12 protein-coding genes are annotated in these 12925 nt (G+C 27.5%); 1 reads left to right on the forward strand and 11 read right to left on the reverse strand.

Features of this window, described 5'->3' with window-relative positions:
- Nucleotides 1-20 precede the first annotated feature (20 nt).
- The 3 genes from HMPREF1871_RS04755 to HMPREF1871_RS04765 form a co-directional block, all read right to left on the reverse strand.
- The gene (locus HMPREF1871_RS04755; RefSeq protein WP_066130608.1) at nucleotides 21-1322 is read right to left on the reverse strand and encodes an NCS2 family permease; all 1302 of its coding nucleotides are present in this window, start codon (nucleotides 1320-1322) and stop codon (nucleotides 21-23) included.
- A 98-nt stretch (nucleotides 1323-1420) separates the two neighbouring features.
- Complete coding sequence (locus HMPREF1871_RS04760) at nucleotides 1421-2365, reverse strand: HD domain-containing protein (protein ID WP_066130610.1); 945 nt, start codon at nucleotides 2363-2365, stop codon at nucleotides 1421-1423.
- Nucleotides 2366-2534: 169 nt separating this feature from the next.
- The gene (locus HMPREF1871_RS04765; protein ID WP_066130611.1) at nucleotides 2535-2882 is read right to left on the reverse strand and encodes a YlbF family regulator; all 348 of its coding nucleotides are present in this window, start codon (nucleotides 2880-2882) and stop codon (nucleotides 2535-2537) included.
- A 113-nt stretch (nucleotides 2883-2995) separates the two neighbouring features.
- On the opposite strand from HMPREF1871_RS04765, the gene HMPREF1871_RS04770 reads away from it, so the two are divergent.
- Nucleotides 2996-3892, forward strand: a complete 897-nt coding sequence (locus HMPREF1871_RS04770) for an NAD(P)-dependent oxidoreductase (protein WP_407919983.1) — start codon at nucleotides 2996-2998, stop codon at nucleotides 3890-3892.
- A gap of 47 nt (nucleotides 3893-3939) precedes the next feature.
- Here the strand turns inward: HMPREF1871_RS04770 and rpmF are convergent, their stop codons facing one another.
- From rpmF to HMPREF1871_RS04810, 8 genes are all read right to left on the reverse strand, one after another.
- The gene (gene rpmF, locus HMPREF1871_RS04775) at nucleotides 3940-4116 is read right to left on the reverse strand and encodes a 50S ribosomal protein L32 (protein ID WP_066130613.1); all 177 of its coding nucleotides are present in this window, start codon (nucleotides 4114-4116) and stop codon (nucleotides 3940-3942) included.
- Between the two features lie 27 nt (nucleotides 4117-4143).
- Nucleotides 4144-4653, reverse strand: a complete 510-nt coding sequence (locus tag HMPREF1871_RS04780) for a YceD family protein (protein WP_066130614.1) — start codon at nucleotides 4651-4653, stop codon at nucleotides 4144-4146.
- Between the two features lie 148 nt (nucleotides 4654-4801).
- Entirely contained in the window at nucleotides 4802-5404 is a 603-nt protein-coding gene (rpsD, locus tag HMPREF1871_RS04785) for a 30S ribosomal protein S4 (RefSeq protein WP_066130615.1), read from the reverse strand.
- A gap of 304 nt (nucleotides 5405-5708) precedes the next feature.
- The gene (gene gatB / locus HMPREF1871_RS04790) at nucleotides 5709-7136 is read right to left on the reverse strand and encodes an Asp-tRNA(Asn)/Glu-tRNA(Gln) amidotransferase subunit GatB (protein WP_066130617.1); all 1428 of its coding nucleotides are present in this window, start codon (nucleotides 7134-7136) and stop codon (nucleotides 5709-5711) included.
- 15 nt (nucleotides 7137-7151) lie between these two features.
- Nucleotides 7152-8609 carry an Asp-tRNA(Asn)/Glu-tRNA(Gln) amidotransferase subunit GatA gene (gatA, locus tag HMPREF1871_RS04795; protein WP_066130620.1) on the reverse strand — a complete coding sequence of 486 codons (1458 nt, stop codon included), beginning with the start codon at nucleotides 8607-8609 and terminating at the stop codon, nucleotides 7152-7154.
- Nucleotides 8610-8626: 17 nt separating this feature from the next.
- A complete protein-coding gene (gene gatC, locus HMPREF1871_RS04800; RefSeq protein ID WP_066130622.1) occupies nucleotides 8627-8917 on the reverse strand; it encodes an Asp-tRNA(Asn)/Glu-tRNA(Gln) amidotransferase subunit GatC in 291 nt (96 codons plus the stop codon).
- Nucleotides 8918-9073: 156 nt separating this feature from the next.
- Nucleotides 9074-11050, reverse strand: a complete 1977-nt coding sequence (gene metG / locus HMPREF1871_RS04805) for a methionine--tRNA ligase (protein ID WP_232297376.1) — start codon at nucleotides 11048-11050, stop codon at nucleotides 9074-9076.
- 146 nt (nucleotides 11051-11196) lie between these two features.
- Nucleotides 11197-12843, reverse strand: coding sequence for an L-lactate permease (locus HMPREF1871_RS04810; RefSeq protein WP_066130630.1), 1647 nt, complete (start codon nucleotides 12841-12843; stop codon nucleotides 11197-11199).
- Between the last annotated feature and the right edge of the window lie 82 nt (nucleotides 12844-12925).

Genomic DNA, 12925 nt, shown 5'->3' on the forward strand with positions numbered 1-12925 from the left:
AATTATATAATATTATCAAATTAAGAATGTAACCATATTAATTGAATCAAAAATAATATCGAAAATAAATACATTAACGGATGAATATCTTTCCATTGACGTTTTGTTATTTTTAAAATAACATAAAATATAAATCCAAAAGCTATCCCATCATTTATAGAACCTGTAAGAGGTATACCTATTATTGTTGAAAAAGCTGGAAATGATTCTGTTATATCATTCCATTCCATTTTTGATATATTAACCATCATAAATGATCCTATTATTATAAGTGCAGGAGATGTTATTGCTGATACAGAAACCAAACTACTAGCAAGAGGATAAATAAATATTGAAATAAACACTAAGAACGCTGTTGTTAATGAGGTTAACCCTGTTTTTCCTCCATTTGCTACTCCTGAAGATGATTCTATAAACGCTGTTGTTGGAGAAGTCCCAAATAACGCACCAACTGTAGTAGCTATTGAGTCTGCTAAAAGAACATTCTTAGCTCTAACTATCTTATCATTTTTTATTAATCCAGCTTGATTTGCTACTGCTATCATTGTACCTGTTGTATCAAATAATGTTACCATTAAAAACGCAAATACAATACCATACAACCCTAATTGAAAGACATTCATACTTTCTGTAATAGGATTATATACAAAACTAAAATCAAATTTTGGCATTCCAAATATTTTATTTATCTTTAAAAGTCCCATAAAATAGCTTATTACAGCTATTATTACCATTCCAATAAATATAGCCCCTTTTACTTCTAAAACTAACAGAATTAATATTATAATTATTCCTAAAATTGTTAAATATGCCATAGGTTGCCCTAATTTTCCTAAAGCTAATATAGTTGCTTTATTCGATACAATAATACCAGAATTTTTCAATCCTATAAAAGTGATAAATAAACCTATTGCTACTGATATTCCATATTTAAGATTACTAGGGATAGCGTCAATTAATGCTTCTCTAAACTTTGTAGCAGAAAGAAAAACAAAAATTACCCCACCTATAAAACAAGTGGCTAATATAGTTTTATAATTTATTCCTGTCATAGCTACTACACTAGCAAAATATGAATTTAGACCCATACCTGGTGCAACAACTATAGGATAATTTGCTGCTAAAGCCATAATTAATGTACCAACTAAAATAGCTAATATAGTTGCTGTAAATACTCTTTCCAAAGGAACTCCCACACTAGATAAAATGGCTGGATTAACAACAAGTATATAACTCATAGAAAAAAATGTTATCATTCCTGATGAGATTTCTGTGCTAATATTAGTTTTATTATCGTTTAACTTAAATATTCGATTTAACATTAAATATTCTCCTTTTTTATAAAGATAATTCGTGATTTACTATTAAATGATACACCTTTTTTTTAAAAAAATCAAGAGAATGTTTATTTTACTAACTATTATTGTTTTTTGTCAAATTTTGGAACATAGAAATGTCTATTTTCCAAGCCATATATTTTATCTGAAAATTCTCCAGGATTAACATCTGATAGATTTTTTTCAAACATCTGCATACGGGCATCTATGTTATCTATAAAGTTCAAAATTTCTGCTTCTTTTAGCATTGGTAATTTTGGAGAACCAAATTCGTATTTACCATGATGTGCTAAAACCATATGTTTCAATAATATTATTTCCTCTCCTTCAATACCTAATTTATGTGAAATAACAGATATCTCACTACACATTATAGATATATGCCCTATCAGTTCTCCTTCTACTGTATAATTTGTTGCAATAGGTCCATCAAATTCAACAGTTTTCCCTAAATCGTGTAAAATAATACCACAATATAACAAGTCTTTATTGAGAATAGGATATATTTCCATAAGTTTCTGTGCAACTTTTAACATTGTCGTAGTATGATATATTAACCCAGAATAAAAATCATGATGCATAGATTTTGCAGCTGGATAGCTAATAAATTTATTTTTATATTTATTTAATAACTCTATTGTTATAGCTTTAAGTTTTTTATTTTCTATAATTTTTAAAAAATCATTTAATTCAGAAATCATTATTTCTTTAGGAATAGGAGCAATTTTAATTAAATTATCTATAGATACTTTATCCTCATCATTTTTTAGACGATAACTATTTATTTTCAATTGCATTTTATTTCTATATTCATTAGCAATAGCTTCAACGAAAATAATTCTTCCTGACTTCAAATTTTCATAATCTTCATTTTTCACTTCCCAAATTTTAGCATCAATACTTCCCGTTTTATCTTTTAGTACAACAGTAATATAAGGTTTTCCATTAGAAGAAATACCATTTTTAACGCTATCTACTAAAAAAAATTCACTTATACTTACTGCATTTTCCAAATCTTTAATAAACATATTATCTCCTCATATATATAAAATATAATTATAAATTTATATTATAAAATTTATTATACAAACTTTCTTGAAAAATTTATAAAATTACATTTTATGCTAAACTAAAAAAAGAAAATTTTAAAACATAAAATTAACTAAAATTTTAGCTAAAACTCTCTTTTTTTATTTATTATTTAAAATTATTGAATAATTCTTCAATAGGTTTAAATATTATTTTATTTATATCTTCTAATGTAACTTGCAAACGTTGTTGTATTTGTATTAGATTAGAAACAGTTTTATCTTCAAATACTTGTTTTTGTAATTCTTGTAAATTTTTTATTTCTTCATCAGAAGGTTTTTTCCCAGATTGTAACAAGGCCATGTATTCCTGTTGTTTTTTTAAAAAATTATCATATATATTTTTTGATTCTTCTTTTTCTGCTAAATCTTTAAATGCTTTTTCTAAAGACTTAAAATTTTCATCTTCTCTTAATACTTTTTCTAATTCATTTGCTTTATCGTATATATTAGTCATTTTTATCTCCTATTGTTTTTTTTATATTATATCATAAATTCTTCTTTTTTCACTAATATATTTTATCAAATAAAATCTAAATATAATTTACACACCTATCAATTTATTATAAAATAAAAGAAAAAGAAATATTTAAGGAGGTACATATGAAAATAGCATGGATTGGTATAGGAGTAATGGGAGAAAATCTAGTTAAGCATTTATTAAAAAATAATAATGAAGTTTATGTTTACAATAGAACAAAGTCTAAGTGTAATAATGTTGTTAAAATGGGAGCTATTCAATTAGAAAAGGTGAGTGATGCTCCAAAAAAAGCAGATATTATATTTACAATGGTTGGATATCCTAGTGATGTAGAAGAAGTTTACTTCGGTAAAGATGGTCTTATAAAAACCGTAAAAGAAAATCAAATATTAATAGATATGACTACTTCTTCTCCAGAACTTGCAAAAAAAATCAATAAAGAATTTTATAAAAAAAATGTAAATACATTTGATATCCCTGTCACAGGAGGAGATATAGGTGCAAAAAATGGAACACTAACTGTTTTTGTTGGAGGAAATGAAATTATTTTTGAAAATAAATTACGTAATTTATTAAAAATCTTTTCTAAAAATATAAAATATTTTGGAGATGCTGGTAATGGCCAATATGCAAAACTTGGTAATCAGATAGCTATCGCCACTACGATGATTTCTGTTGCTGAAAGCTACAAATTTGCTCAAAAAGCAGGATTAAACTTAAAATTATTTTTAGAAACAATCTCTACGGGCTCTGCAGGAAGTTTTTCAATGTCATCTTATTCTCCTAGAATACTAGAAAAAGATTTTAAACCAGGATTTTTTGTTCATCATTTTATAAAAGATATGAAATTAGCTTTAATAGAATGTGAAAAATTAAACATAAAATTACCAGGATTAGAACTTGTTTACAATATGTATAACTCTTTATCTAATGAAATAAAATATAATGAAGGAACTCAATCTATAATAAAATATTACGAAAAATAAAAAGGCAACTCTTTTTAGAGAGTTGCCTTTTAGTAATATCTAATATCTTATTTTACGTCTAGAACTTGTTTTCCTTTATACATACCAGTTTTTTTATCGATACGATGTCCCATTACATAATTTCCACTTTTTTCATCTAATGTAATAGCTGGTACAGATAATTTTTTATGTGTTCTTCTTTTTCTTTTAGCCGTTTTTGAAGTTCTTCTAAAAGGAACTGCCATAGTTAATTTCCTCCAAATATTTTTTATTTAAATATCACTCTTAAACACATCTTTTAAAGTTGAAAAAGGGTTATTTTCTATATCTTTATTAACGTGTTCTTCTTCTGTCATTAATTTCCAATCTTTACCTTTTATATTATATAATTTCTCTTCTTCTAAAAAATAATTATTAGGCACATTTACTATTAAGATTTCCCTGATTAAATCAGATATATCTATATACATATCCATTTCGCTTATATCAGAAAAATAATTATCATCTTGTAGGAATTTTTTATCTACAAATTCTTCCTTTTCATCAATATTAAAATCAAAAGGTATTATATTGAGAGTCCTACTAGAATATACATAATAAGTTCCCTTAATATTTATATCAACTAATATTTTATTTTCTCCATTTTTGGTAAGAATAGCTTTTATACTAATATCTTTTATATCATAAACAGATTTTGGTAAATTTTTTATATTGATATCTAACTTCTTTTCAAAAATAAATTGCTCTCCATTTTTAAATAAAGAAGATCTTAACCATTTCATTAAATATCACCTCATAAACACAAGATTTATTATACCTTATATTTTATATGATGTCAACATAAAAAGTTGATACCTTTAAAAATTTTATTTTTACTATTAATAATAAAAATAAAACCCAACTTGAAACAAGTCTGGGTTTTGATTTTTATTAACGTGAATAGTACTCTACTATTAATTGTTCATTAATTTCTGGATTTAACTCTCCTCTTTCAGGAACTCTAACAAGAGATCCTTCTAATTTATCTGCATCAAAAGTTAAATATTCTGGTACGTAATTTGTTATTTCAACGGCTTCTTTTATTATTTCAAGATTGCGTGATTTTTCTCTAACTGTAATGACTTGCCCAGCTTTTACTTGATAAGAAGGTATATCTACTTTTCTTCCATCTACTAATATATGTCCATGATTTACCAATTGTCTTGATTGACGGTTTGTTCTTGCTAAACCTAATTTGTATACTACAGAGTCTAGACGAGTAGCTAATAAAGCCATAAAGTTTGCACCATGTAAACCTGGTAACTTCCCTGCTTTGTTAAATAATTTATGAAATTGTTTTTCATTCATTCCATAAAGATAACGTAATTTTTGTTTTTCTTGTAATTGTAATCCATATTCAGATAATTTTTTTCTTTGACCTGGTCCATGTTGTCCCGGTGCATAAGGACGCTTAGTTAATTCTTTTCCTGTTCCACTTAATGAAATTCCTAATCGTCTTGATTTTTTCCATGTTGATCCTGTAAAACGAGCCATTTTGCTCCTCCTTATTCTTTTTGTTTTTGTAAAACAAAAAGCAAAATATCGTTGTTGTATATGTTATATCTCTGGAACTTCGCCTTGCAGCTAGGCTACACATCGCCACATAAAAATGTATAACATAGAGGCAATAACAAATATTAAGCTGCTATTATTTTACACTGTTTGAAATTATATCATTTTTTTTTTTATATAGTCAAATTTATATTGACATTTATTTTAATTTTTTTAAATATTATATATTATTATTAATATTTTTAAATTGTAAAAATCAAAATTTTATTTGATTTTATTTTTATAATTATCGTTTATTTATTTCTTCTAAAAGAAGTTTATTTGTTATTTTTGGATTTGCTTGTCCTTTTGATTTTTTCATTATTTGTCCAACTAAGAATCCAATTGCTCTATCTTTACCATTTTTATAGTCTTCTATTGATTTAGGATTTAAATCCAATACTTCTTTTATCCAATTTTTTAAAGTAGTTTCATCTGATACTTGAATTAATCCTTTTTCTTTTACTATTTTTTTAGCACTTCCACCATTTTCTATTAATTCTTGAAAAACTTTTTTTGCTAATTTAGATGATATAGTTCCATCTGTAATTAATTTAATCATCTCTGATAAATTTTCACCAGTTAATTTTGTATCTTTAAGTTCTTTTTGTTCTTTATTTAAATAAGCATTTACATCTACCATTAAGTAATTAGATGCTAATTTAGGATCTGCCCCATTTTTTACTGCTTCTTCGAACATATCTGACATATCTTTTGTTAGTGTAAGAACATGAGCATCATATTTAGGTAGTCCTAATTTTTCTTGATAAATTTTTCTTCTTTCATCAGGAAGAACTGGTATTTCTTCTCTTACTTTTTCTATCCATTCATCTGATATAACCATAGGTACTATATCAGGTTCTGGGAAATATCTATAATCGTCTGAACCTTCTTTTACTCTCATAAGTTTTGTAGAACCAGTAGTTTCATCAAATCTTCTTGTTTCTTGATCTATTTTACCACCTGATAATATCACTTGTTCTTGTCTTTTTTGTTCATATTCTAATCCTTTTTTAACAAATGTAAATGAATTTAAATTTTTAAGTTCTGTTTTTGTTCCAAACTTTTCTTGTCCATAAGGTCTTAATGAAATATTAGCATCACATCTCATTGATCCTTCTTCCATTTTTACATCTGATACATCTATATACTGAATAATTGAACGTAATTTTTCAAGATATGCATATGCTTCTTCTGGTGTTCTAATATCTGGTTCTGAAACTATCTCTATTAATGGAACTCCTTGTCTATTTAAATCTACTAGTGAATATCCGTTTTTATGAGTAAGTTTCCCTGCATCTTCTTCCAAATGTGCTCTTGTTATTCCAATTCGTTTTGTTTCACCATTTACTTCTATGTCTATCCAACCATGTTCTCCAATAGGTTGATCAAATTGAGAAATTTGATATGCTTTTGGATTATCTGGATAAAAATAATTTTTCCTATCAAATTTTGACTCTTTTGCTACGGTCATATTAAGTGCCATAGCTGCTTTCATTCCCCACTCAACAACTTTTTTATTTACTACTGGTAACACTCCAGGATAACCTAAATCTACAACACTTGTATTAGTGTTAGGTTCTGAACCAAAATTTGCTGGTGAAGAAGAAAATATTTTAGAATTTGTTTTTAATTCTACATGGACTTCTAGTCCTATTACTGTTTCAAAATTCATAATTTTCTCCTAACGCTAAAGTTCTATTTTTTTATTACTTAAACTATAATGTTGTTCATAATTATAAGCTACATCGTATATTGTTTTTTCAGCAAACGGTTTTGCTATTATTTGCATTCCTATAGGTCTTTTTCCTTTAAATCCACAAGGTATGCTCATTGCTGGAAGACCCGCCATATTCACTGGAATAGTTAATATATCATTAGCATACATAGTCAATTGATCTTTTATTTCTTCACCTATATTGAAAGCTACAGTTGGTGCTGTTGGACCTATTACTACATCATAGTTTTTAAATACTTTATCAAAATCTTCTTTTATTAATGTTCTTATTTTTTGTGCTTTTTTATAATACGCATCATAATAACCAGAAGATAAAACATAAGTTCCTAACATTATACGTCTTTTTACTTCATCACCAAAACCTTCTCCTCTTGTTTTTCTATAAACTTCAGAAAGATTTTTAGCATTTTCACTTCTATATCCATATCTTATCCCATCAAATCGTGAAAGGTTAGAACTTGCCTCTGCGGAAGCTATAACATAGTATGTTTCGATAGCATAATGTGTGTTTGGTAATGATACTTCCTCTACAATTGCTCCTTGACTTTCTAAATATTTCACAGCATTTAATACACTAGCTTTTACATCTTCATCAATCCCAGAAGAAAAATATTCTTTTGGTAAAGCAATTTTTAATCCTTTTATATTACCTGTTATTATTTTACTAAATTTTGGTACATCTACTGGAGCACTTGTCATATCATTTTCATCTACTCCTGATATTATTTCTAGCACTCTAGCATTATCTTTAACTGTTCTTGTCATTGGCCCTATTTGATCTAATGATGATGCAAATGCTACAAGCCCAAATCGTGAAACCCTACCATATGTAGGTTTTAATCCTATAATTCCACAATATGATGATGGTTGTCTTACCGAACCTCCTGTATCACTTCCTAGTGCAAATGATACTTGTCCAGATGCTACAGATGCAGCACTACCTCCTGATGAGCCTCCAGGTACTGCTTGTAAATCATGAGGATTTCTACATTTTTTATAATAAGATGTTTCTGTAGAACCACCCATTGCAAATTCATCCATATTTAATTTTCCCATTAATATCGGGTTTTCTTTTTTTAATTTATTCATGACTGTAGCATCATATATAGGAATAAATCCCTCCAATATTTTTGATGCACAAGTTGTTTCTATATCTTTTGTCACAATATTATCTTTTATACCCATTGGTATAGCAAATAGTGACCCACTTATTTCCCCTTTTTCTTGTAAATTGTCTAAATGTTTAGCTTTTTCTACTGCTAAATCTTCTGTTACTTTTAAAAATGAACCTATTTTATCATCAGTTTCTTTTATTCTATCTAATGAATCTTTTAATAATTCTGTAGGCTTAATTTCTTTATTTTTAAGTTTTTTTTCTAAACTTTCAATACTTTCGTAAATTAAACTCATTTATTTCTCCTTAATAATTATTCTATTATAGTTGGGACTTTAAATTGTCCTGCTTCTGTTTCATAAGCATTTTTTAGTACTTCTTCTCTAGCTAGTCCTTTTTTAGCAACATCTTCTCTAAAAACATTAACTAAATCTAGCACATGATAAGTTGGTTTTATATTTTCTGTGTCTACATCTGATAGATTTTCTACTAATCCGACTATTTTTTCTAGTTGTTTTGTATACATTTCTATTTCATCATCTTTTATTTCAAGTCTAGCAAGTTCTGCTATATGTTCAACTTGCTCTTTTGTTATTTTTGTCATATATTCCTCCACTAAAATATTTATCTACTATAATAGCATAAAAAGACTATTTTATCAACGAACTTATTACTTTTTAAAATTTACTAAATTCTAAAAAAACCCTAAAAATACTGAATACTAAATTCTTTTTTAGGGCTATATTATATTATTAAAAAATTATTTTATAGTTGCTCCGTTGGGAACTTCTTTACTTATCTCTACTACTTTTAAAATTCCATCTTTTTCTGCCGAAAGTATCATTCCCTCACTTATCTCACCACAAAGTTTAACTGGTTTTAAATTAGTTACAACCGCTAATTTTTTACCTATTAAGTCCTCTGGCGAATAGTATTTTGCTATACCTGAAACTATTTGTCTATTATGGTCTCCTAAATTCAACTTGAATTTAAGTAATTTAGAACTTTTTTCTATTTTTTCACATTCTAGTACTTCTGCTACTTTTAATGAAGTTTCAAAAAATTGATCTATTGATATTTCTTTTTGTTCTTGTTTTTTTTCTAAATTTTCCAATGCTTTTTTAGACATATTTTGTTTTATATATGTTACTTCTTTTTCTTTTTCCCAACGTGGAAATATCGGACTTGCTTTTTCTATAACTTTATCTGTTCCATCAAATTGGCCAAATCTTTTAACTGAAGAATATTCACACAATTTTTCAGGTATGTTTAATTGATATTTTATTTTTTTTGTAGCATTTGTTAAAAATGGTTCTATTAAAATATTAATTATTCTTAAACTTTCAGCTAAATAGTTCATAACTTTATCTAAATCTTGTTTTTTAGATTCATCTTTTGCTAATATCCATGGAGTAGTTTGATCTATATATTTATTAGTTTTAGATATAAATTTCCAAAGTTCTTCTAAAGCTTTTGAAAATTGCATGTTTTCCATGTATTTTTCATATGATTCAACTACTTCTTTTGAGGCTGAAATCAAGCTTTTATCTATTTCGTTATCTGTTTTAATAAATGCTGGAATCACTCCATCACAATATTTATTTATCATCGCTATTGTTCTGTTTAAAAGATTTCCAAGGTCATTAGATAAATCTGAATTTATTCTTTCTATAAAACTTTCAGGAGTGAAAATTCCATCTTGACCAAATGGAACTTCTCTCATTAAGTAATATCTAACACTGTCAAGCCCATATTTATCTATTAACATATACGGATCTACGACATTACCTTTTGATTTAGACATTTTTCCGTCTTTCATTAAAAGCCATCCATGAGCAAATATTTTTTTTGGCAAAGGTAAATCTAATGCCATAAGTAATATTGGCCAATAAATAACATGAAATCTTACAATTTCTTTTCCTACAACATGAACATTACATGGCCAGTATTTTTTAAATAATTCTTCACTATCTCCTGTTTCGTAACCTAAGGCAGTTATATAATTTACTAAAGCATCTATCCATACATATATAACATGTTTTGGATTAGATTTTACTTTCACTCCCCAGTCAAAAGATGTTCTAGTGACTGCAAGGTCTTCTAATCCAGGTTTTATGAAATTATTTAGCATTTCGTTTTTTCTGGTTTCTGGTAAAATAAAATCACCATGTTCTTCATAATATTTTACTAATTTTTCTGCATATTTACTCATTTTGAAAAAATAGCATTCTTCTTTTACTAATTTTACTTCATTGCCACTAGGAGCAATACCTCCTATCATTTTCCCTTTTTTATCTCTAAAGACTTCTTTTAACTGTGTTTCGGTAAAGTATTCTTCATCGCTTACTGAGTACCATCCTTCATACTCACCTAGATAAATGTCACCTTTTTTTAATAATTTTTCAAAAATATTTGCTACAGCTTTTTCATGATATACATCTGTTGTTCTTATAAATTTATCATATTTAATATCCATAGCAGACCATAATTTTTTTATATTTTTTATCATATAGTCCACATATTCTTTTTCAGTTATTCCCTTTTCTTTTGCTTTTGTTTGAATTTTTTGTCCATGTTCATCAGTTCCTGTTAGAAAAAAAGTATCAAACCCTTGACTTTTTTTATATCTAGCTAAAGCATCACACGCAACTGTAGTATATGCGTGTCCTATATGTAAATTACCACTAGGATAATAAATAGGTGTTGTTATATAAAATGTTTTTTCCTTCACTGCTATCTCTCCTTATATTATTTTATGCAATCATCTTATTTTAACATAATTATTACTTATATGTATATATACAGATATTTTTTTTGAAAAAATTAAAAAAAATATCTTAAAATAATTAAGATATTTTTTCTTTTTTATTTTTCTAAAAATATTTACGGATGTGTTGGAATCATCCATCCTAATATTCCTGTTGATTGTAAGTATACCAAAATACATACTAACAATAGTAAGAATAAACTGTGTTTTACTGTAAATCTTAATAACTCTGGTTCTTTTCCAACAAGCCCAACTGATGCTGCTGCTACAGCTATTGATTGTGGTGATATCATTTTTCCTGTTACCCCACCAGAAGAGTTAGCTGCTAGTGCTAGCAATGAATCCATACCCGTTTGTTGTGCTGTAACCTGTTGTAATTTTGCAAATAATAAGTTTGCTGAAGTATCTGAACCAGTTATAAATACTCCTATCCAGCCTAAACCTGCTGAGAAGAATGCGAATGCTTTTCCAGTTGCTGCTAAAGCACTTCCTATAGTATTAGTCATACCAGATGCATTCATTACATAAGCAAATCCTACAACAAAACAAATAGTTAGTAATGCCATTTTTATTTCATTAAATGTTTCTATAAAAGTTTCAAAAGTATCTTTCCAAGAAATTTTTATTATAAACTTACTTATTAACGCCGCTACCAATATTGAAGTACCAACAGCTCCAAGTATATCAAATTTATATTGTGCTGCTACTACTTTTCCTGATACTGAGTTTACAATGTTATTATGTATAAAAGGTACATCTATAACTATAGATAATTTTTTAAAGAATGCTTTTACCGGTGCTAATGTCCAAATAAATATTGCAACTACCAAAACAATGAATGGTGCCCAAGCTGTAGCTATTTCTTTAGAAGAATGTTTAACTGTTTCTATAGTTTGTTTTGGCTCATTTTTAAATTTCCATGTTGTTTTTGGTTTCCAAAATTGTAGTAATATTACAGTACATAATAATGAAAATAACGCTGATATTATATCTGGAAGTTCAGGGCCTAAGAAACTAGCACTTGCATATTGAGCAATAGCAAAAGATCCACCTGCTACCAATAGTGCTGGCCATACTTCCATAGCTTTTTTAAATCCTGCCATTACTATTATTAAATAAAATGGAATAAATATAGAAACCACAGGTAATTGATGCCCTATCATTCTTGCTATATCAGTTGCTGGTATAGGTGTTCCATCAACATATGTTGCTAAATTACCCATAACTGAAACCGGTACCCCTACAGCTCCAAATGCAACCGGTGCTGTATTAGCTAATAAACATATTCCAGCGGCATAAAGTGGTTGAAAACCTAATCCAACCAACAGAGATGCAGTTATAGCAACTGGTGCTCCAAATCCTGCTGCACCTTCCAAAAATGCACCAAATGAAAATGCTATAAGTATAGCTTGGATACGTCTATCATCTGTTAATGATGTAACACTGTCTCTTATTATATTAAAATGTCCTGTTTTTACTGTCATTTTATAAAGAAAGACAGATGCTAATATTATCCATCCTATAGGTAAAATACCATAAACAATCCCTTGCAGTGACGACATAACTGCAAACGTTGCTGGCATTTTGAAAAAGATTACGGCTACAATAGCTGCTACAATCAATGTTGTAAGACCCGTTAGCCATCCTTTTAATTTAAATACAGCCAAGGCAACTAAATAATAAACAATAGGGATAAGTGCAACTAGTGCTGAAATATATATATTATCTGCTACTGGCTGTAACATTTGTGTAAATTTTTCCATAAATTATCCTCCTCTATTTCCCTTTTTTATTGTCTTGTTATATTTTACATTTTTTTTTACATTTTGTAAAGCCTTTCTTTTG

Source organism: Gemelliphila asaccharolytica (genome assembly GCF_001553005.1).
Classification (GTDB): Bacteria; Bacillota; Bacilli; order Staphylococcales; family Gemellaceae; genus Gemelliphila; species Gemelliphila asaccharolytica.